The sequence below is a fragment of the Coleofasciculus sp. B1-GNL1-01 genome (assembly GCF_040220235.1).
GTDB lineage: Bacteria > Cyanobacteriota > Cyanobacteriia > Cyanobacteriales > Coleofasciculaceae > Coleofasciculus.
In genome coordinates this window covers 1-21,048 of sequence record NZ_JAVJTO010000059.1, presented here as the reverse complement: position 1 = coordinate 21,048, position 21,048 = coordinate 1, and the positions used below count along the sequence as shown (strand labels likewise).

At 46.3% G+C, this 21,048-nt stretch carries 16 protein-coding genes and 1 pseudogene; 8 read left to right on the top strand and 9 right to left on the bottom strand.

The genetic code is table 11. From position 1 onward, the window contains the following. Window position 1: 1 nt before the first annotated feature. The 6 genes and pseudogenes from ggt to RID53_RS14905 form a co-directional block, all read right to left on the bottom strand. Window positions 2-1,849, bottom strand: a pseudogene (gene ggt, locus RID53_RS14930) (gamma-glutamyltransferase). Window positions 1,850-2,376: 527 nt separating this feature from the next. Then, window positions 2,377-3,207, bottom strand: a complete 831-nt coding sequence (locus RID53_RS14925; protein WP_446388853.1) for a hypothetical protein — start codon at window positions 3,205-3,207, stop codon at window positions 2,377-2,379. A gap of 245 nt (window positions 3,208-3,452) precedes the next feature. Then, entirely contained in the window at window positions 3,453-4,331 is an 879-nt protein-coding gene (locus RID53_RS14920) for a hypothetical protein (protein WP_446388852.1), read from the bottom strand. 2 nt (window positions 4,332-4,333) lie between these two features. Beyond that, the gene (locus tag RID53_RS14915) at window positions 4,334-4,924 is read right to left on the bottom strand and encodes a hypothetical protein (RefSeq protein WP_446388851.1); all 591 of its coding nucleotides are present in this window, start codon (window positions 4,922-4,924) and stop codon (window positions 4,334-4,336) included. Then, complete coding sequence (locus tag RID53_RS14910; RefSeq protein ID WP_446388850.1) at window positions 4,872-7,502, bottom strand: eCIS core domain-containing protein; 2,631 nt, start codon at window positions 7,500-7,502, stop codon at window positions 4,872-4,874. The genes RID53_RS14915 and RID53_RS14910 overlap by 53 nt, the downstream gene beginning before the upstream one ends. Before the next feature lie 359 nt (window positions 7,503-7,861). After that, window positions 7,862-9,919 (bottom strand): ATP-binding protein, encoded by a 2,058-nt coding sequence (locus RID53_RS14905; protein ID WP_446388849.1) that lies wholly within the window; start codon window positions 9,917-9,919, stop codon window positions 7,862-7,864. Window positions 9,920-10,024: 105 nt separating this feature from the next. Between RID53_RS14905 and RID53_RS14900 the strand changes: the two genes are divergently transcribed. The 4 genes from RID53_RS14900 (at window position 10,025) to RID53_RS14885 (ending at window position 13,597) form a co-directional block, all read left to right on the top strand. Then, window positions 10,025-10,192 carry a hypothetical protein gene (locus tag RID53_RS14900; RefSeq protein WP_446388848.1) on the top strand — a complete coding sequence of 56 codons (168 nt, stop codon included), beginning with the start codon at window positions 10,025-10,027 and terminating at the stop codon, window positions 10,190-10,192. Between the two features lie 27 nt (window positions 10,193-10,219). Next, entirely contained in the window at window positions 10,220-10,903 is a 684-nt protein-coding gene (gene rppA / locus RID53_RS14895; RefSeq protein WP_446388847.1) for a two-component system response regulator RppA, read from the top strand. 512 nt (window positions 10,904-11,415) lie between these two features. Then, window positions 11,416-12,174, top strand: coding sequence for a PEP-CTERM sorting domain-containing protein (locus tag RID53_RS14890; protein WP_446388846.1), 759 nt, complete (start codon window positions 11,416-11,418; stop codon window positions 12,172-12,174). Between the two features lie 445 nt (window positions 12,175-12,619). Then, complete coding sequence (locus tag RID53_RS14885; protein WP_446388845.1) at window positions 12,620-13,597, top strand: Gfo/Idh/MocA family protein; 978 nt, start codon at window positions 12,620-12,622, stop codon at window positions 13,595-13,597. A gap of 159 nt (window positions 13,598-13,756) precedes the next feature. On the opposite strand, the gene RID53_RS14880 is transcribed toward RID53_RS14885, so the two are convergent. Continuing rightward, on the bottom strand, window positions 13,757-14,140 hold the full coding sequence (locus RID53_RS14880; RefSeq protein ID WP_446388844.1) for a hypothetical protein: 384 nt from the start codon (window positions 14,138-14,140) through the stop codon (window positions 13,757-13,759). An 83-nt stretch (window positions 14,141-14,223) separates the two neighbouring features. On the opposite strand from RID53_RS14880, the gene RID53_RS14875 reads away from it, so the two are divergent. From RID53_RS14875 to RID53_RS14865, 3 genes are all read left to right on the top strand, one after another. After that, entirely contained in the window at window positions 14,224-14,346 is a 123-nt protein-coding gene (locus RID53_RS14875) for a hypothetical protein (RefSeq protein WP_446388843.1), read from the top strand. Between the two features lie 209 nt (window positions 14,347-14,555). Further along, entirely contained in the window at window positions 14,556-14,948 is a 393-nt protein-coding gene (locus tag RID53_RS14870) for a GNAT family N-acetyltransferase (RefSeq protein ID WP_446388842.1), read from the top strand. An 82-nt stretch (window positions 14,949-15,030) separates the two neighbouring features. Further along, a complete protein-coding gene (locus tag RID53_RS14865) occupies window positions 15,031-16,890 on the top strand; it encodes a protein kinase domain-containing protein (RefSeq protein WP_446388841.1) in 1,860 nt (619 codons plus the stop codon). Between the two features lie 196 nt (window positions 16,891-17,086). On the opposite strand, the gene RID53_RS14860 is transcribed toward RID53_RS14865, so the two are convergent. Then, complete coding sequence (locus tag RID53_RS14860; RefSeq protein ID WP_446388840.1) at window positions 17,087-17,995, bottom strand: D-Ala-D-Ala carboxypeptidase family metallohydrolase; 909 nt, start codon at window positions 17,993-17,995, stop codon at window positions 17,087-17,089. 433 nt (window positions 17,996-18,428) lie between these two features. Then, the gene (locus tag RID53_RS14855) at window positions 18,429-19,118 is read right to left on the bottom strand and encodes a response regulator transcription factor (protein ID WP_446388839.1); all 690 of its coding nucleotides are present in this window, start codon (window positions 19,116-19,118) and stop codon (window positions 18,429-18,431) included. Between the two features lie 274 nt (window positions 19,119-19,392). On the opposite strand from RID53_RS14855, the gene RID53_RS14850 reads away from it, so the two are divergent. Then, window positions 19,393-20,682: a glucose-1-phosphate adenylyltransferase gene (locus tag RID53_RS14850; RefSeq protein WP_446388838.1), complete on the top strand. Its 1,290-nt coding sequence runs from the start codon at window positions 19,393-19,395 to the stop codon at window positions 20,680-20,682. Window positions 20,683-21,048: the final 366 nt, after the last annotated feature.

Genomic DNA, 21,048 nt, shown 5'->3' with positions numbered 1-21,048 from the left:
TTTAATATCCCAAGGTTAAAGCACCGGGACGTCGGGGGTCAGATGCACCGTTTAAAGTTTGATCAACTAACATAATACTTTGGGTACTTCCCATGACATTAGTAACCGTAATCTGATGTCCTTTTTCCTCTAAAAGACGTCTAGTGTCTTTATTTAATCCTTGTTCAATCATCAACTGATCCGGAAGCCATTGATGATGCACCCGAACGGCATTCGTTGCTTCAGCAATATTCATGTCATGATCAATTACATTTAAAATAACCTGTAATATCGAATCCTGTTGATTGCACACAAATGCAATCACGTCAGAATGAGGGTTTCAGCCATTTTTAGTGAGGTTATTTAACCGGATTTGATATAATACCGTCGTGATAATCCGACTCCCTCCCGGACTTCCCGTCACCAGAAACGGCTGCTCATCTTTTAAGATAATGGTTGGTGTCATAGAACTGAGCATCCGTTTTTCCGGTTCAATGGCGTTAAATTCTCCACCAATTAAGCCAAACGCATTGGGGACTCCTGGCTTGGCGGAAAAGTCGTTCATTTCATTGTTCAGTAGAATTCCTGTTTCCGGAACCGTTATTTTACTGCCATAACTAAAGTTTAGGGTATACGTATTTGCCACAGCATTACCCTGATTATCCATGACTGAATAATGAGTGGTATTGTTACTTTCAATAAACGGATTAGGATTACCCGGAGTAATATCTTGACTCGGCGTTGCTTGATCTAAATTTATTTTGCGGCGTAGCTGTTCGGCATAGGATTTAGAGATTAATCCGGAAATCGGGACCGACACAAAATCAGTATCCCCTAAATATTTAGACCGATCCGCATAAGCTAGCTTCATGCTTTCAGTCATCAAATGAATAGTTTGAGCCGTATTCTGTCCCAGTTCACTCAGAGGAAATGTTTCCAAAATATTCAATAATTGTACCAGATGAATTCCCCCAGAACTAGGCGGTGGCATGGAATAAATCTCATAGCCACGATAATTCCCCCGAATCGGTTCTCGGATAACAGGTTGATACTCGGCTAAATCCGCCTGAGAAATCAAGCCATCATTAGCTTCCATCTCTGTCACAATCGCATCTGCGATCGCACCCTGGTAAAATGCCTTTGCACCCTCACTAGCAATCAATCTCAAACTCTGCGCTAAATCCCTTTGCACCAGAGTTTCGCCAATCTGATACGGTTCTCCCCCTAGTTTATAAAAGATTGTCATACTTGCAGGATAAGCTTGCATTCGTTCTTTCACAGCCACTAAGGAACGATGCACATATTCGGAAACGGGGAAGCCATTTTCGGCTAATTCAATCGCAGGTTGTAACGCCCGTTCCAACGAAATTGTCCCATATTTTTCTAGTGCTAAACTTAACCCAGCAACGGTTCCCGGAACACCAACGGCTGCATGACTATAGCGGGATTTTTCAGAATCAACATCACCCGTTTCATCCAGAAACATATCACGAGTGGCAGCTTTTGGGGCTTTTTCCCGATAATCAATGGCAAAGGTTTGATTGTCATCAGCTAAATGAACCAGCATAAATCCACCGCCACCAATATTTCCCGCACTGGGTAAAGTAACCGCCATCGTAAATCCCATAGTAACGGCAGCATCAATGGCATTTCCGCCCTCTTTTAACACAGCCAACCCTGCTTCTGTGGCATAGCGTTCTTGAGAAGAAACCATGCCATTTTCGGCGATAACCGGATGAAAGATATCCCTGGGGCTATAAATAGGGACATCTTGAGCGACAACTTGAGTACAAATCAGACTGACTGTAGCCAGGAAAATCAGGATTTGTTTCGGATAGCGAGAAAAGCGATAATTTCGGATCGTGAGTATTTTTATGCTTTGCTGAAAACGTTTCACAATTGGAATAGAATAGAGTGATTTAGGCAGGAATTACAAATTGTAGAGGCGGGTTTAGCCACAATTGTAGGGGCGAATTTAGCCATAATTCTAGGGGCGAATTTAGCCATAATTCTAGGGGCGGGTTTAGGGATGATTCTAGGGGCGGGTTTAGGGATGATTCTAGGGGCGGGTTTAGGGACAATTGTAGGGGCGGGTTTAGGGAATCAATTCAGATATCCACCAATAACGGAACAACAAAACCCGCCCTCCCCACCGATAAATGACAAACAAAACCTGCCCTCCCCACCAATAACGGAACAGCAAAACCCGCCCTCCCCCTTGATCGATTGTAGAGATATTGTAGACTACTGGACTAACACAGCTAAAGTGATGGATTAGACTTGTCAATTTTATGGGCGCACACCATGCGCCCCTACGGTTTCTGGATGTAATTTTAATTCATCACCACGCCACTGCGCCTAAAACAGGATAAATAATACCCGATCGCAACCAAACGACTATTCCATGCGATCGCTAATCAGTTTGGGAGTTTGCAGCTTTGTCCCCCCACTCGTACCCGCCGGATTAGGGTTGACAGGGGAGGTGCGCTTAAGCGGTACAACAATTCTCTCGCGGTACAGATTCGCTCGTTTTTGGATCAATCCCTTTTCATCAGGGTGTTCATAAACTACAGCACCTCGACTTTGTTGTGCCAAAATTTTACAGGCAAAATAGTTTGCCATAAACTGATCCTGTTTAAACGTTGCTCCCGCTTGTGGGATATCCTTTTTCGCCGGATAATGTTCGGTTAATTCCTTGGGACATTCTCGCAACCACTGCTCAACCCCTTGAGCATAAGCCCTTGCGACTTGCTCTTGACTGATTTGCCAAGTATCCTGCTGACGCCGTAGGCTAAATTTACCATAATGACCTACGGCTTGTACCTCTTTGGCGTCTTTTGCGATCGCGGATAAGATATCACCCTGATTCAGAGGCGTTCCACCAGGATGGTTATGGGTGACGATTTGATTTGTATCAGACGCTTTCCCTTTTGATTTTTTCGGTTTCTTTTTCGATTTCTTGGGTGGAAACACAGGAATATTTGCTGCGTTATACCCAAAACGTTCCGTCTGTTTCAGTTGCATCTGGATATCTGCGGTTTCCTGAGATGAAGTGGATGCCTTTTTGGGAGAACCAAAAGGGCGTGTTTCCAAGAGATTCGTTGCAGGTAACTTGGCTTGTCTGGCTTGGATACCCTCCCCTAAGGAGCGCGTCTGTAGCGAACTTGGTGCTGGGATAAGCCCATCTTCCCCAGACCGTTTTTTGCGAATTCGTCGTCGGATACCCATAGCCCCCTCCAAATTTAGGTGGAGATATAGTTGACATATAGCATCATTTTGTGATTATGTCAATTTTTATCGCCAAGTTAAAGTTATATCATGTCCGGTCAAACACCCCTAATAAAAACGCCTGAAACCCCTGTTATTGCAGCATTGCAATTATGGGCAATCGTTAGGACATGATATTACTTCTTCTCAGACTTTTATTGTGTCCACCTACTTATGAAACACTGAGCATTAGGTTCTCCAATTCTTCAGTGTGTTGTACTAGGAATGGTAAAGTAGGCGCGAACACCTGATGGTTGGTGAGAGCCAATGACAAGACCCGCATAGTTAGCTTGTCGTACATTAAGCTGTGTACCCCATTTGATCGGGAGTCTAGCTTGATTAGCTACACCGATCCCTGTGAGCATCTCTGAAACAAGCCCAAGCCGAACACCCGCGTAGTCGATCTTAGCTCCAATTGTCGGTTTACCATCCTTGATCCTCCAAGAAAAGTAGAGAGTTTCGGGTCGTGAGGCACCCAGCAAACGATGTAAGGGCAGAAACTTTTCAATACCATCTTCCGTGACACCCGTTTTCTCAAGCGCCTGCTGCAAGCGATCGCGGTCACGTTCTTCTTCACCGGGAACGAGATAGGTGGTGAAAAATACGCTAAAACTGGGAGGAGAAGTGGCATCGGCTGCCAGAATATGAGTGTAGTCCTTGTCAAAGATTTGAGCTAATCCTGAAATCTGCGCGATCGCTTCTGAACCCACACCCCGTTGTGCCAGAAAGTACTCAACTTCCGACAGCGGAATTGCACCTCGAATGTACATCTCTCCTCCGGAAACTGACCCAGCGATTGGCAGCTTCATTCCCACAACACAACCCGCTCCAAAATTAGCCAGGGCAATCATTATGGCACAATCTGCCTCAGGAGTTCCTCGGTCTTTTAATATTGCCAAAAACTCATCCACCGCGTTGGGGTCTTCGCTTAAGGTGATTAGATCAACGTGCTTCCCATCAGACCGCAACTCCAACTCTGCATATTCAGCTAGAGGATTCCTGAGTCTGTGTAACACTTCGTCGATATCTTGGGTAACCTCAAGACTCTGAAGTGAACAGAGTTGTCTTAGCCGTTCAATATCCATTACTATTCCTGACCAGCAAAAGCGGAAGCTAGACCACCCAAGCGAAACTTTGCGTCTATACCATCTGAACCATCAGTTCGTGTATGCCCAAAAAACAGTAGAGAACCATTTGAACCGTGAAGAATTCGGGTTCCCTCCTGAGGAACTTGAGCCATCAGTTTTTCTACAGCATCAGCGTGCTGGTTTTGATACTCGAAGACATAGATACTCAGTTTAACATCAGGGTTTTTCACCTCGAAACCAATACCGCCCAAAGCACCGATATTTTCAGGTGGGAGTTCTGGGTCTACTTCCTGGAGTGGTTCATTTGCTTGACTCAGCAGAACACGCGCTCTTTGCAGTTCTTGCCCCAGCATTTCTGTTGTCATGGAATTTCTCCTTTTCATGTCTTGGGATTGGGCATTAGACTGTTTTCTCGGAGAATCAAATGATTGATTTTCTATTTCCGAGTCAGCTTTAGGAGTACTACTTGCCGTTTCATTGCAAGCTGTACCTACATTCACGATAACCATGCCTACCAGAACTGAAATGAATAGGCGTTTATGGGGTACATAATCTAGTTGCATTTGCCCACCGATTTTGCTTAGTTTCATGAATGAAGTCATCCCAGTCTGTTTCGCTCTTGGCTTTGATGAAAGCGTTCTTTAACTCATCTGTCTTGCCGTCAAAATAGGCACTGGCTATGGTAGATTCTGTGACCAGACTCACCAAGACGACTACGCAGTCGTAGTTATTTTGGTAGTTGAGACGTCCGGTAATTGGAGGCGTAACCGCCGCACAAACTTTACGGGTGAAATATTCTGTCACCCCTTCATTCAGAGGTTGACTAATCCCAATTAACCCATTATCAGAATATTTGTGAACTGCCTCGTGAATCATCGTACCCGCATTTCCTCGATCCTTGTGAATCCAGACTCGACCTTGACTATCCACAAAGCCATTAATTTGAGTTTTCTTGCCTCCATTCCAAGTTGAGGCTCCATAATGGGCAATCCCGGCTCGATCCCAGTCGGCATTATCCACTACGGCTACGAGTCCAGCAATTTGCCGACCATTCTTTAGCGCTTCAGCCACATAAGTAGCAATGTGGGTTTGGATATAAGTATCTGCATCACCTGCCGAGGTATGACTCTTCCCATCTTCTGCGGTGGTTCCCGGCTGGAACATGCCCAAGGTAGTCACTAAGGTGAGGTAATCTTGTTCGCCCAGAGCTGTATTAGCTTGGGTCATAAGTGCAGCATCTGACCAAACGGTTTGGCGTTCAGCGTCAGTGGCATTTTCCACCAGAGGTTGAAGTTGGCTAAGTCCTGCTGACCAAGGGTTGAGCGCCAGTTCAAATCGGGTTTTAAAGGGAACGCCTGCATCCGCAAGAATGCTCATCATTTCAGACAGAGAAAGTTCAGATGCAAGTCTGGACACTAGCACCGTATCACTTAACGCTTTATTGCGCTCAGCCCCTGTCGCGTTCACCATAAGTTCACGGATAGCCTGCTCATCTGTCCCCCAACCATCTATTGCCGCATTTAGTTTGTCTTTCACAGGCGCATTAAGGTTGCCTAAAACCGTCAACATATCGGCTTGACTCAACTCACTCGAAAGCCTCGATCCCAGTGCCGGGTCATTCAAAACTGCCTGCTTTTCTGTATCTGATGCCCCTTTGGTCAGAGCCTTAATCGCCTCAGCATCGACTCCCCAACCATCCATCGCCGCATTTAGTTTGTCTTTCACAGGCGCATTAAGGTTGCCTAAAACCGTCAACATATCGGCTCGACTCAACTCGCTTGAGAGTCGAGCAACCAACGCTGTGTCAGCTAAAACGGCTTTCTTCTCTGCGTCTTTGGCACTGGCTGTCAGATCCTTAATCACCTGAGCATCACAACCCCAACCCTTCATTGCTGCATTCAGCTTTTGTTTAAGGGGAGCCTCCAGAGCATTGAGGGCTTGAAGCATCTCACGGCGACTCAGTTTCCTTTGGAGTTGACCCATCAGTTTAGAGTCAGCTAATATCTGCTTCTTCTCGGAAGCAGACGCTTTACCTAGCAACTGCAAAATCTTGGCTGAATCTGCCCCCCAACCGCTTAATGCGTCTCTGAGTTCCTCAATGGTACTCTTCGACTTTTTTTGGTCTTTTTTTGCCGGATCATCATCGCGCTGAACAGTACCTGTCTGCTGAACAACATGAGTTAACTCATGGGCAAGCAATTCCTGTCCATTCTTACTTCCAGGGTTGTATTCGCCCTGTTTGAAGAAAACATCTTGTCCTGTTGTGAAAGCACGCGCCTGAATTGAGCGATTAAGCTGGTCAGATTGACTATCAGTGTGTACTTTTACCCCACTGAAATCAGCCCCCAATGTTTGCTCCATCGGTTCGCGGATATCCTCTGAGAGGGATTGTCCCTGACCCCGCTTTTGTTGAATCGATTCTTCTAAGTTAACCGAGGAATTTGTACTCCCTGTTCCCGATTGGGATTTCCTCATTAACTTTGGGCTAATTTTTTTTTTCTCTTCCTCTTCAGGAGGAATACCTTGACGTTGGATAGTGTCAGATTCAAGTTTGGGGTTAACGGGAGTTTCCTCTTTCTCTTCTTCAGGAAATTCTTCCCGTTGTACTGTCCCTGATTCAAGTTTGGCACTAACGGGAGTTTCCTCTTCCTCTTCTTCTTCCTCTTCTTCGGGTAAGGCTTCTCGTTGCACTGTTCCTGATTCAAGTTTGGGGTTAACGGGAGTTTCCTCTTTCTCTTCTTCGGGTAAGGCTTCTCGTTGTACTGTTTTACCCTGAACCGATTGAGTTTGAGGCGAATTAATTTGATTGACGACTTGAGACGCTACTTGATCCGCTTCCTGCTCATACTTATCATTCGGTTCTCCTATCGTCAGCTTTGCCTGAATCGGTGTAGCGCTACTCGGAGCTGACGTTGGAATATTAGCCGCATTATAGCCAAAGCTCTCTGCTTGTTTGAGTTGAGCTTGGAGATCTGGCATCTCTTGTTTAGGTGTAGATGCCTGCTTGGGAGTACCGAAGGGACGAGTTTGCAGCACATTGGTCTTTGGTAATTCGGCTCGTCTTGCCTGGATACCTTTACCGAAGGGACGGGTCTGCAAAGGATTCCGCACTGGTAAAGAGGTTGGTTGCCAGGATGTTTTTTTGTTAAGACGCCGTTTGCTACCCATGACCAGTCTTCCCAACTCAACTTATTGGATACTTAATATTATCCTGCACAAGTCCTTTTTGCAATTCGCGATCGCTCAAATTGTTACGGAACTTTAGAAAATATAGCCTTACCAAGGCAGGGCGGGTTTTGCTGTTCCGTTAGTGGTGAGGGAGGGCGGGTTTTGTTGTTCCGTTAGTGGTGAGGGAGGGCGGGTTTTGTTGTTCCGTTAGTGGTGGATATCTGAATTTAGTCCCTAAACCCGCCCCTACAATTGTCCCTAAACCCGCCCCTACAATTATGGCTGAACCCGCCCCTACATACAATTTGCAGACGTGCCACGGCACGTCTCTACATTAATTTTTACCATCCCTAAACCTCTTATTTAACCCATCCCCTGATTTCTACATCGGTTAAGGGTCGCTCTAGTTTGATATATTCACTCTTAGTGGCTTGTAAAATATGTTTCATCTGTACGGCTTCCCCAGCATCTGCCGCTAGAAATGCCGCATTCATGGCAATACTCCGAATATTACCCCCTGCTACATTCAGTTTTGCCAATTTCCGATAATCCAGTTTCTCGGTTGGTGTCTGTTTCGGAAAAATCCGTTTCCAAATTTCTTGGCGTTGCTCCGCGTCGGGGAAAGGAAATTGAGCAATAAAGCGAATCCGGCGCAGAAAGGCTTGGTCTAAGGCACTTTTAATGTTGCTGGTTAAAATTGCCAATCCTCGATAGGATTCCATGCGCTGCAATAGATAACTGACCTCAATGTTTGCATGGCGATCATGGGAGTCTTTAACTTCAGAACGTTTACCGAATAGGGCGTCGGCTTCATCGAATAACAGGATTGATCCGCCTCCTTCTGCGGCATCAAAAACCCGGCGCAAGTTCTTCTCAGTTTCACCAATATATTTACTAATAACGGAACTGAGGTCAATCCGATAGACATCTAATCGTAACTCTTTGCCGATCACCTCTACAGCCATGGTTTTCCCGGTTCCACTGGCACCAGCAAATAAAGCGCTAATTCCCAGCCCGCGTCTACTTTTTCCGGCAAATCCCCAACTTTCATACACTTTCATCCGGTGGCGCACATGGGTGACAATTTCTGCCAAAACCGTGCGTTCTCTGTCCGGCAAAATTAAATCGTCCCAAGTAGCGGCTGTGTCAATTCGTTGGGCTAATTCTTCCATGCGGGGACGGGCTTGAATACAGCAAACGTCCCACAATTTAGTGGTAAGGGGTGGGAGGGCAGATGGGTTGTAGCTTTCTTCGTCTATAGGTTGTTCATCTTCTTCTGGCGTCTCAATGTCCATTCCTTTGATGGTTAAGCAAGCGGTATGAATATTGGGGGCGCTGAGGTTAAATGTGGAGACTAATAAGTTGATTGCAGGCTCAAGTTTTTCCGCTTTATCGGCTAAAGCGTCTTGCCAAATTAAACGCTGCTCATCACTGGTGGGATGATGGACATCAATAGTAATAATGGGACGCTGGCGTTGGCGGCGTCGATCGCGACTCGTTACAATCAGGGGTGTGTTCAGGCTTTCAATGAAACGGGCGATCGCGCTTTCTCTGGCTGGATCATTGGTTTCGAGATGATCACAGTTGAGCATTAGAACCGTGCTACTTAATGCCCATTCCCGTTCATAGAGTATCTTAACGATATTCAGTTGACTGGTATTCGTGGGTAAAGATTCAGCAGAAAGGGCATGGAGATTAATCCCTAAATGATCGCATACCGCTCGCGCGATCGCTCGTTTACTGGTGACATCTTCTCCACATAGCTGCACTACCGGAAATGTACCCTCGCCCACCTGTAACCAGGTTGTAGCAATTTGTTGGACACTTTGCTGATGAGAGGATACCAAAATACCCGGTAAAGGCATCGGTTCCTCCATACTCGCCAAGCGCTCATCAATATATTGCACCCCGCGCAGGTAATGCAAAATCCGCTCATCAATCCGTAGCGAACTATTGGTTAACGTAAACCCTTCACCCACGTCAATCAACCGCCAACGGCGCAACGGTGCATCTGGCGTCAGCGCCCCCCAATGTCCATGGGGCAATATATTCAACGCTAGAGCAAATGTGGGATAATTGAATTCATCATTACTTTGAGCGATGCCGCAGAGCAACCCCCAAGAGGCGTCAAATTCCATCCCCGCACATAACAACAGCAAATCTCGCTCAAACGATGAAAGCCCAAACATTTGGCAAAGCTGATCTAATAAGGGAGGCGGTGAAAGCGATGTATCGGGTTGATGGTAGGAACCATTTCCATTGGGATAGAAGCCATTAGTTAAGGTGAGAGAGATCCCTGTCATAATTTGATCACTCTTGCGTTCCAAGGCTTGACGCACTCGCGCAATCTCTCCCATCAGATACTGCTGATTGGCTTCTAGCCAGCCTTCGGTTACATTGAGCCGGGATACAGACATGGGCATCGTTAAGCGCAGCAATATTCACCATGATATAGCGTGTGGCGGCAAAAGTTTTCGGTTGGGGGAGCTGGGAGAGCTGGGGGAGCAATGTAGAGACGTGCCATGGCGCGTCTGGGAGCTGGGGGAGCTGGGGGAGCTGGGGGAGCTGGGGGAGCTGGGGGAGCTGGGGGAGCTGGGGAAGCTGGGGAAGCTGGGGAAGTTAACTCAAAACTCTACCTTACCTTGTTCCCTGTTCCCTGTTCCCTGTTCCCTGTTCCCTGTTATTCCTGACGAATGACAAATGACGAATGACAAATAATGCGTATTCTGTTGGTTGATGATGAAGTTGAACTCACTGATCCCTTAAGCCGAGTCCTGAAACGGGAGGGATACGAGGTTGATGTGGCGTATGAGGGACAGTCGGGACGCCAGTTAGCGATGCAAAGCGACTACGACTTACTTATACTAGATTGGATGTTACCGCATCAGTCTGGGTTAGAGCTTTGCCAACAGTTGCGATCGCAAGGGAAAACGACACCTGTTCTCTTCCTTACCGCTAAAGATACCCTGGATGATCGGGTGATGGGATTGGATGCAGGGGCGGATGATTATCTCGTCAAACCCTTTGAATTGCGAGAATTACTGGCTAGGGTTCGCGCCTTGCTGCGGCGTTCAACCGCGACGGAAACCAATGCGCCTGTTCGGTTGCGTGTCGCTTCTTTAGAACTGGATGTGGACAATCAGCTCGCCTACCGCAATGGACGATTAATTGAACTCTCGGAAAAAGAAACCCAGCTTCTGGACTATTTTATGCGTCATTCGGGTCAACTGTTGACTCATGGGGAAATTTATCAGCAATTGTGGCAGGATGAGGAACAACCGAGTAGTAATGTCTTAGCGGCTTTAGTGCGCTTGTTACGCCGCAAAATAGAGGCTCCTGGTGAAGCGCCTCTGATTCACACGGTATACGGGAAGGGATATCGGTTTGGCGAGGGGAGTTGAGTTGAATGGTATTGACTGGTATGTTCGTGGGCATTAGGCTGGCAAGCTTAAAGTCGTGGGTAAAATTTTTCTGGATCGCTACTCTCATAAGGGTTCCTTGAAAATACTTGACCACCGTTTTAACCTTGCCAAGCCCCTACGCTATATCAAGAGTTTCGGCGAGCTAAAAATACGAATTTTCAGTGCCATTAGAGTTAAGTTAAACCACAAGAACCCACTTAGATATCAACTCTCCTAATGCTTTTTCCCCAACAGCCCCTATTGGGTTGAGTCTGGAATATTCAGCTAGCATCCGTCTAGCTAATTGAGAATAACTATAGACAAGGCTCAATTTGTTCCCCGTTGGCTGGTATGGAAATGCTGCCCTACTTAAAAAATATTGACAATTTTTGTTGACATAACATAACTAGGGATTTTGCGCTAGGATTTGGATCTTACTTCATCAACACTTCATAGAAATTCTCTCAAGAGAGAATTATACTGTTAGGTAAGTACATATACGGGGTGTAACTATGAATAGCATCTACTCAAATTTTTCGTTCAGAGCAGCTAGAGTTGCTTTAGGCGTTGGTTTAGCCACTGTGGGTATGTCTCTGGTGTCGGGTGTTGCCAGTGCCGCTACAGTCACGAGTCTACCTAACTTGACCAAAGAGCAGTTCAATGCGTTAAACTTTACCGAAGTCTTCGTTGCTGAAGGGCGAATTGGTAGAAGCGGAACGAGTGGAGATAGAGAGTTTGGGATTAACCAGCCAAATGGTGATCCTGTTGCCGAAGGTCAGTATGCATGGGGAAGTAATCAACCAGTAAACTTTACACTGACATACGATGGCACAGAAGTCACATATACAGTGGCAGGTATAGATTTGACTGCCAATTTCAGCGGTCTAGCGGATACCATATACCTACGCACCCGACGAGACACAAAAACGTCTAACAGCAATATTCAGGTTGATATGTTGCAGTTAAACGGTATGGATTTGGTTTTAGAGGGTACATCTGACCCTGCTATTTCAACACCAAGCAATTCCGGTACAGATGATGAGGACTATTTGCTAATAGAAAACATCTCCCAGCCTTTTACTCTTACTGGCAGAGCAAACCTCAGTTGGACTGGAACTCAACCGACTGGCTCTAACCTGGCGTATCAAATCAAAGTAGGCACAAGCGAACCTGTTCCTGAACCCTTGACTATCCTTGGTTCTGGTTTAGCGCTCGGGTTTGGTGCATTGTTGAAAAAAGAGTCTTCCAGAAAGCAAAATAAGGTAAAATAACCAGGACGCAATTGCTTTTTACCATGAAGCAAAACGTGCTGAAAGAATACTTGAAGTTACTGTGATTTTACCCACTCTCTTTGTAAGTTAGGTGGATAAAATTATGACCTCTCCCCCAGCCCCTCTCCTGCAAGGAGAGGGGTGTAAAACTATAACTTCTCACCCCTCTCATTCTCCCCAATTAGATCTCCCTTCCGTCCCCCTTCAAAAAGAGACCAAAGGATGCTTCGCTTTTTGTTCCATGGGGAAGCCAGAGGAGGCGGGAGCTTTTTTTGCACGGGGAGACCAAAGGATACTTCGCTTTTTGTTCTCCGGGAGATGACTAAGGACTAAGATTTTTATTCATAGAAGGGGGTTGGGCGTTAGGTTTTTTGTTGCGTTTGTCTGTGTTCAACTACTTAGTTACTCTAGAATAGGGGGATTTTTAAGAGAGGATTAATCACAAATGTTTGATAAACTGCCCATTCGGGCTGGTATCGTCGGGACTGGATATGCCGCCAACCAACGGGCGCAAACACTACAGGCGGATGCGCGATCGCAGCTTGTGGTTGTCAGTGGGCATACCCCGGAAACTGTGCAAGACTTTGTACAACGTCACCAAACTAGCGCCGTCGAGTCTTGGCAACAAGTGGTGGCACATCCGGATGTGGATTTAGTCTTTGTTTGTACGATTAATCGTGATCATGGTGCGATTGTTAGGGCGGCTTTAACCGCAGGGAAGCATGTGGTCGTCGAATATCCGATTTCCCTTGATCCGACAGAAGCCGAATCCCTAATTGCCCTTGCCCAAGCTCAAGGCAAACTCCTACATGTGGAACATATTGAGTTATTAGGCGGTTTACATCAAGCCTTACAGCAATCATTACCAGAGATTGGTACTCCTGTTTATGCCCGGTATGTCACTATTGTGCCGAAACAGCCAGCACCGCAGCGCTGGACATACCATCGGGATTTATTTGGCTTTCCCTTTAAAGCCGCATTACCTCACATCCATCGATTTACCCATTTATTTGGCAACGTCGCAACCGTTAGCTGTAATGCTCAGTTTTGGCAGCACTCAAACTATTATAGTGCCTGTCTATGTACGGCTCAATTACAGTTTGCCCAAGGTTTAATTGCCCACGTCACCTATGGTAAAGGAGACGTATTTTGGCAGAGATTGCGGATATTTGAAGTCCACGGCGATCGCGGGACGCTGGTATTTGAGGGCGATCAAGGTAAATTAATTCGCGGCGAGGAAGAACACCCCATCCCTGTTGCAGGGCGTCGCGGTTTATTTGTTCAAGATACGCAAATGGTATTGGATCATCTAGTGGATGGAAAATCTCTGTATGTGTCGAGTGAATCCAGTTTATATGCGCTTCAGGTTGGAGACGCCGCTTGCCAATCAGCCCAAACCAATCAAATGATTATGTTGAAATAGGTGCTTATAGGGTTGGTGACAATAGTGCTAGATAATCACTCTCCACTGTCTCAGCCCAAACTCTGCCACTCTGTCAGGGCGGGTTTTGAATAAACTTGATCATCAATAGCAAAATGAAAGCCCTAAACCCGCCCCTACTTTCGGAAAAACATATAACTATTAATCAAGTTCAACTTGCACTTCCACCCGATCGAGACCGCTGCTTAAATTCTCGTGTCTGCGGAAATTGATCGGACTGATCGGTGGAGATAAGGGTTCGTTCACTGAGATTTCCACATCTTCTATTAACTGGAAGTCAGTACCAGCTTGGTTGTTAAAATTAATCTGGCTACCACCTGTTCCTCTCCATGCTAGGGCTGGATCGTCTAAAAAGAACTGGTCAAAATCATCACCGAGATTTCTCTGTTCAATGCCCCTTAAGGATTCACCCGATAGAGTAACGTCGTCGGCTTTGGTCATGACTGGTGATTGAGCCGAGACAGGGTTCGCTAAGCCGAAAATGGCGGTTAGGATTCCGATGGCTGTAAGATTTTTATATCGCATTGGCGTTCTCTCCCATGAGAGTTTGTTACATTTTTATTATTTTTAACTTGAGTCCGGTTTACCTCTATCAGAGGAAACGATAATTGACAAAGAAGTATCTGCAAGAAGATAGATTTTTCTTCAGAAGCTGTAGTTTAATCATCTGTACTCTATGTTTAACCCAGACGCGATCGCGCCGCTTACCACGTCCCATCGGTGTCTACTGAAGCTGAGGAAGCACAGACGTTGCCATGGCACGTTTGGGAGAGGGGCTGTAGGGGCGGGTTTTACCGCTAAGGTTCTGTCGATGTCCGATAACATGACTAAACCTGCCCTTCTAGGTGTGTAGAGGGAGCAAACAAATGACAAATGACGCATGTCATATTAACTGGGGTTACATCTGCCGACGCACTAACCGGACTTTGACAATAGGTTGGTGTATACGTTGAATGGACGAGAGGATGAGTTAACCGTGAATCTATCGGTACGAGTCTTTCCCAGAACTTTTGGATATCAAGGGGAAATGAGGTATGAGTTTACTCAGGCAGATGACTTAGTCGGAGTGGTATCTGTCTGTGAGGATGAAACCTCCTATTTTATTCATTTCTTAAATGTCATGCCTGGTAATCGTGGCAAAGGGTATGGGTCTAAAATCCTGAAGATGCTTTGCCAAATGTTGAATGATAAACCGATTACTCTAGAATTGGACAAGGGTAGTCCTTTTGGCATAGAAAATTTACGCGCCTGGTACAGCAGACATGGTTTTGTGTCAACGACTGAGGATTTGATGATACGCCAGCCGTCTATTCGCCGGATACAGGAAGCATGATTTCGGAGATGGGGTGAAGGGGAGCAGGGGAGGCTGGATACAAGCCACAATAGGATCAACTCTTGACTCTAAAAATTCGCGAATGAGTTACTGCCTTAACCTAACTTGCCCCAAACCCGACAACCCTGATCATGCCAGATTTTGCTCCACTTGTGGGTCAAGATTACTTTTAGGCGATCGCTACCGGGCGATGGAGTTGATTAGTCAAGGGGGTATTGGTCGTACCTTTCGGGCAATTGACGAATCGGAGTCGGGATTACCCACTTGTATTATCAAGCAGTTTTCACCCACCAATCAAGGGACAACCAATATTGAGAAAGCGGCGGCATCTTTTCGTCAAGAAGCCGCCCGATTACAAACTCTAGGTGAACATCCCCAGATTCCCCGACTGCTGGCTTATTTTGAACCTAATCCGCAAACGGGAACAACGGGTGCGATCGTGCAACGCTTAGTGGAGGGAGAGAGTTTAGCCCAACAATTAGCCCAATCCGGATCATTTAAGGAAACCCAGATTCGCCATGTCTTGGCACAACTATTGCCTGTATTACAGTATATTCATGCTCATCAGGTTATTCACCGCGATATTAACCCAGCCAATATTATTTGTTCTGCCAGTCCAGGAATCGAGACAGAAGCCGAGACACTGGTTCTCGTTGATTTTAGTGCCGCCAAACTGACGACGAAAACTGCATTAGCCCGAACCGGAACGACGATTGGTTCTGCGGCTTACGCTGCCCCAGAACAGCTAATGGGTAAAGCGAGTACGAGTAGTGATTTGTATAGTTTAGGGGTAACTTGTATTCATTTATTGACTAGCATTCATCCTTTTGATTTATTCAACAGTTTAGAAGGAATTTGGGTGTGGCAAGACTACCTGGTTGAACCGATTAGCGATCGCCTCAAGCAAACCTTGAATAAAATGCTAGAGGGGGCGGTAAAACTGCGCTATCAGTCAGCCGCCCAGATTCTCCAGGATTTGCATCTAACCCAGACGTTAGCCCAATCCTTGTCAGTCGCTTCCCCAAATCCATCGGTTAAACCAAACACGCTAACACCGACGTGGCAATGTGTACGGACGTTGCGGGGTCATTCGAGTTCGATTCATGCGATCGCCTTTCATCCAGACGGACAGATTCTGGCTAGTGGGGGTGCGGATCGTAGCGTCAAACTCTGGCATCTGGATAGTGGTATATCCAGTTGTACATTTTCTGGGCATTCTAGTCTAATTGATACCATTGCTTTTAGTCCAGATGGACAGTTTTTAGTCAGTGGTAGTTGGGATCACACGATTAAAGTTTGGGAATTAACGACCCAAACTTTAAAGCATACCCTGAAGCAACATTCAGGTTGGATTAAATCAGTTGCTTTTAGTCCAGATGGTCAGATTCTCGCCAGCGGAAGTGCTGATAAAACAATTAACATTTGGAATTTAAACATACAAGACATACAGAAAACTTTTGATGGTCATTCCAGCATGATTAATACGATTGTCATTAGTCCAGATAAAAAAACCTTGGCAAGTGGTAGTGCAGATCGCACGATTAAATTGTGGAATTTAGCCACAGGTGAGATTCAACTAACCCTACATGGACATACCGATGCCGTCAATTCACTTGCCTTTAGTCCTAGTGGTCAACTTTTAATCAGTGGTAGTGCGGATGCGACGATTCAAGTCTGGAACTTGAGGACAGGTGATATTTTATTGACGCTGACTGGACATACAGATGCGGTTCATTCTGTTGCAATCAGCGCTAAAGGTCGCCTATTAATCAGTGGTAGTGCTGATGGAACGGTTAAACTTTGGCATCCGGGTCGTGGAAAACTGCTCCAGACATTATCGGATCATTCCGCTGGTGTCATGTCTGTGGCAATTAGTCCAGATAGTTCAACCTTGGCGAGTGCGGCTCAAGATAAAACGATTAAAGTTTGGCAATTTATTTAAGTAGGGAACAGGAAACAGGGAACAGGAAATAGGGAACAAGGTAAGGTAGAGTTTTGAGTTAACTTCCCCATCTCCCTCATCTCCCCCATCTCCCCCATCTCCCCCATCTCCCCCATCTCCCCCATCTCCCCCATCTCCCCCTGCTTCCCCTGCTTCCCCTGCTCTCTACCCCACCACAAGACTTATTCAGCAGCCCCTAATTGTAATTCCACCTCGCTCGATACCCTCGATTATCCAGATGGGTAAACGTCCGACCATATCCCAATCCACCGGGCCACCAGGAATCAAGTTGTCGCTGCACGTCTCGCGGTGTTAGTCCACTGACCACGAAGTCAACCCCATGTCCTTGTAAGTGAGTGGAACGCGTCGCACCACCAACAGCACGATTCACACGCGGGGGTCGATACCAACTGGTAATAATCGTGGAGCGATTTCCCAACCGTTCTCTCACCTCTTCCATCCGTCGCGCCATGGCGATGATGTTATTCACAATCAGTTCATTAACGGGTATACGAGTCCCATTTTTGGTTGCTTCACCCCAGGTAAAGTTGCCATTAGGTATAATCGAGTCGTCTGTTCCAACTTGTCCGCGTCCTGGTAATCGGAACAAAATACCCCGATTCACGGGTTCGGGTTCGTCCATTGGCGGGGAGTAGGTGGCGATTTTGAGCAAATCGATGTGACCTTCGTACACATACCAGTCCAGGCGGTTAGAATCACTGTCAATTGGATTAATTAATTTCACCAGCAGATGAACGCCTCGTTCCTCGAAGGTTTTGACCGCGAGTTCTCGTCGGGAAACGGGGAATTTATCGGAGTCAGGTAGGTCTTTGGCTTGTAGGGGTTTAGTCTTGAAGATGGTATCTTGGGTGACGACTAAGGTGGAGGTGTTAAGGACTTCAGCGTGTCCTTGAAACACATACCATTCTGTGCGATCGCTAAGGGGATTGGCTAAGGTGACTTTGAAATGATCCTTCTCCTCCTGATAACTTTTGAGTCCGAATTCTCCCTGGGAGACAGGGTGCTTCTCGGAGTCGGGGAGTTCTGAAGACTGAACAGGCTTAGTTTTGAAAACCGTGTCAGTCGTTACAACTAAGGTTGCCATCTGTTTCTAGATACGCAGGGGAATAGCAAGGCAAGTCACGCTGCTTAAGCTAGGTTTGTAGTTGCGTTTTAGCGCCATAAACCTCTAAGTTAGTGACATTTACCTAGATTAACACTAGAAATCCATCATTGCCTTTTACCTTGCAACCTTCTTCTTTCCCTGGAGCTTGGTTTCCACCAATAGTATTAAGTATTCAACCGGACATGATATAGCAGTACGCTGTCATGCATTTAAATTGGGAATGGGTAGCGAGCAAGATGCAAAGCCTGCGGCATGGCTTCGCTAAACGCACTACAAGGATTTCGCCATTATTGATATTAAGGTTTAAATGCCGAACAGCTTACTAAGACAGGTTAAGACATTCTTTACTGTTCCCTGTTCCCTGTTCCCTCTTGGGCTAACTGATGTCCTTTCCGTACCCCGTAGTGCTATATTACTGAGTCAAGCCATGTTCAAGGGCATAACGGACTAACTCGGTGCGGCTATTGGTTCCAGTTTTGCTAAACAAGCGACTGACATATTTCTCCACATTGCGGACGCTGGTTTCTAGGCGGCGGGCAATTTCTTTATTCATCAGCCCTTGGGCAACCAAATCCAGAACACTTTGCTCTCGCGGCGTAAAGTCAATGCGAATGGGTGGGGGAGTTTGAGAAATATTACCCCGTTGAGCCAACATTTCCCGAATCGCGGTTAGTTCTTTCTCAATGTTTCCTAAATCCGCCGTACCCGCCGTTTCCTGTGCAGTAGCGGCACGACGTTCCAGTAAATTCTCGACAATGGCGACTAATTCATCCGTATCAAATGGTTTGGACAGATAAGCATCACAACCTGCTTGATACCCTTGAATCCGGTCTGTAGTCATACCTCTAGCCGTGAGAAAAACCACTGGCAGTGATTTGAAACGCGGGTCTTCTCGCAACTTCTTGAGAAACTGATACCCATCGACCTGAGGCATCATAATATCGGTAATCACCAGATCGGGGGTTTTTTGTTGCAACATTTGCCACGCATCATTGGCATTACTAGCCACATCGACGCTAAACCCCCCCACCTCTTCTAAATACTCTTTGACCGCCACCCGAACGCCCGGTTCGTCATCGACCAGTAACAGTTGTGCTGACATCTCTCACTTCCTTTGCCATTCTTTATCCTAATGTAGTGGAAATTTATAATAACGGCGTAGAACTCACAAGTTCAACCCCAGCGTTGAGGGGGACACCCAGCTCAAATCATTACTCTAGTTGGGGTAGAAGTCTCTCTTCGTGCCTCTATTCCCGCCGTTTTTTGAGTTTTTCTTTCTTTGGAGAGAGTCAACTTTCTCCCTTACCCTCTTGAAAAGAGTTCCACACAAGCGGACACTAAGACTTGAGAGTCTATCGGCATTCCAGAGGTGTTTCGTGAAAAGAGTATTAGGTATCATTCTCGGAGGTGGCGCGGGCACCCGCCTTTATCCATTAACCAAGTTGCGGGCTAAACCGGCTGTTCCTTTGGCAGGTAAGTACCGCCTGATTGACATTCCGGTCAGTAACTGCATCAACTCCGAGATCTATCAGATTTACGTTCTTACCCAATTTAACTCAGCGTCCTTGAATCGGCACATTGCCCGTGCCTATAACTTTGCTGGCTTTACCGACGGATTTGTTGAAGTTCTAGCTGCCCAGCAAACTGCTGAAAATCCTAGCTGGTTTCAGGGCACAGCAGACGCGGTTCGTCAATATTTATGGCTCCTAGAGGAGTGGGATGTTGATGAATATATCATTCTGTCCGGCGACCATCTCTATCGGATGGACTATCGCCATTTCGTGGAACACCACCGTGAAACGAAAGCTGATATCACCCTTTCTGTGGTGCCTATCGGTGAAAAACTGGCAACCAGTTTTGGTTTGATGAAAATTGATCACACGGGCAGGGTAATTGATTTCAGTGAAAAGCCCAAAGGGGATGCGCTGAAGCAAATGCATGTGGATACGACGGTTTTAGGGTTGAAGCCTGATGAGGCAAAGGAAAAACCCTATATTGCCTCGATGGGAATTTACGTCTTTAGTAAAGAGGCGTTGATTAAGTTGTTGCAAGCCAACCCCGAACAAACCGATTTCGGTAAAGAAATCATCCCAGGGGCATCAGGAGATCATAACGTTCAAGCCTACTTGTTCAACGACTACTGGGAAGACATTGGTACCATTGAAGCGTTCTATGAGGCTAATTTAGCGTTAACTCGCCAACCCCAGCCGCCGTTTAGTTTCTACGACAAAGAGGCACCGATTTATACTCGCGCCCGTTATTTGCCTCCGACTAAACTTTTGGATAGTCATGTGACGCAATCGATTGTTGGAGAAGGTTGTATTCTCAAAGATTGTCGTATCCATCACTCGGTATTGGGAATTCGCTCTCGCATTGAAGCGGGTTGTGTGATTGAAGACACGTTGATTATGGGATGTGACTTCTATGAACCCTTTGCCGAACGTCAATCTAATGTAGAAACCGGACGTGTGCCCTTAGGGATTGGTGCAGGAACCACAGTTCGCCGTGCCATCGTTGACAAAAATGCTCGGATTGGTCACGATGTTCAAATTGTGAACAAAGATCACGTCGAGGAAGCTGAACGTGAAAAACAAGGCTTTTTGATCCGCAATGGCATTGTCGTTGTCCTCAAAAATGCCGTAATTCCCGATGGAACAGTCATTTAGGTTTTGATTAATGACTAGGGAGATGAGGAAAAGAAAGTGTTGAGTGTTGAGTGTTGAGTGTTGAGTTGACTCAGATCTCGATGTGTTTGCTTCCTCATCTCTCTTGTCTCCCGAAACAGAATACCGGGAAATCCACACTGGTTAGTTAACAGAAGCTAAGCTAATCTAACGATTATTAGCTATCCACACTGAGTTAGGGTTATGCTTTATAGGTTGAGGTAAGGCTTCAACAACCCTAACCTAGCTATCACGCTTAGGTTAGGGATTGCCAGAGACAGGGCTGGCAACGTAAGAGTTGAATAGACCATTGAGCCGCTAACTGATACACACCCCCAAATACTTCCCCAGTTTGGGTTCACTGTAAGC

Excerpts from the sequence above, each read along its gene's own strand:
- RID53_RS14925 (WP_446388853.1), bottom strand. The coding sequence starts at position 3,207 with ATGGGTATCCGACGACGAATTCGCAAAAAACGGTCTGGGGAAGATGGG.
- RID53_RS14920 (WP_446388852.1), bottom strand. The coding sequence starts at position 4,331 with ATGGATATTGAACGGCTAAGACAACTCTGTTCACTTCAGAGTCTTGAG.
- RID53_RS14915 (WP_446388851.1), bottom strand. The coding sequence starts at position 4,924 with ATGAAACTAAGCAAAATCGGTGGGCAAATGCAACTAGATTATGTACCC.
- RID53_RS14910 (WP_446388850.1), bottom strand. The coding sequence starts at position 7,502 with ATGGGTAGCAAACGGCGTCTTAACAAAAAAACATCCTGGCAACCAACC.
- RID53_RS14905 (WP_446388849.1), bottom strand. The coding sequence starts at position 9,919 with ATGTCTGTATCCCGGCTCAATGTAACCGAAGGCTGGCTAGAAGCCAAT.
- RID53_RS14900 (WP_446388848.1), top strand. The coding sequence starts at position 10,025 with ATGGCGCGTCTGGGAGCTGGGGGAGCTGGGGGAGCTGGGGGAGCTGGG.
- rppA (WP_446388847.1), top strand. The coding sequence starts at position 10,220 with ATGCGTATTCTGTTGGTTGATGATGAAGTTGAACTCACTGATCCCTTA.
- RID53_RS14890 (WP_446388846.1), top strand. The coding sequence starts at position 11,416 with ATGAATAGCATCTACTCAAATTTTTCGTTCAGAGCAGCTAGAGTTGCT.
- RID53_RS14885 (WP_446388845.1), top strand. The coding sequence starts at position 12,620 with ATGTTTGATAAACTGCCCATTCGGGCTGGTATCGTCGGGACTGGATAT.
- RID53_RS14880 (WP_446388844.1), bottom strand. The coding sequence starts at position 14,140 with ATGCGATATAAAAATCTTACAGCCATCGGAATCCTAACCGCCATTTTC.
- RID53_RS14865 (WP_446388841.1), top strand. The coding sequence starts at position 15,031 with ATGAGTTACTGCCTTAACCTAACTTGCCCCAAACCCGACAACCCTGAT.
- RID53_RS14860 (WP_446388840.1), bottom strand. The coding sequence starts at position 17,995 with ATGGCAACCTTAGTTGTAACGACTGACACGGTTTTCAAAACTAAGCCT.
- RID53_RS14855 (WP_446388839.1), bottom strand. The coding sequence starts at position 19,118 with ATGTCAGCACAACTGTTACTGGTCGATGACGAACCGGGCGTTCGGGTG.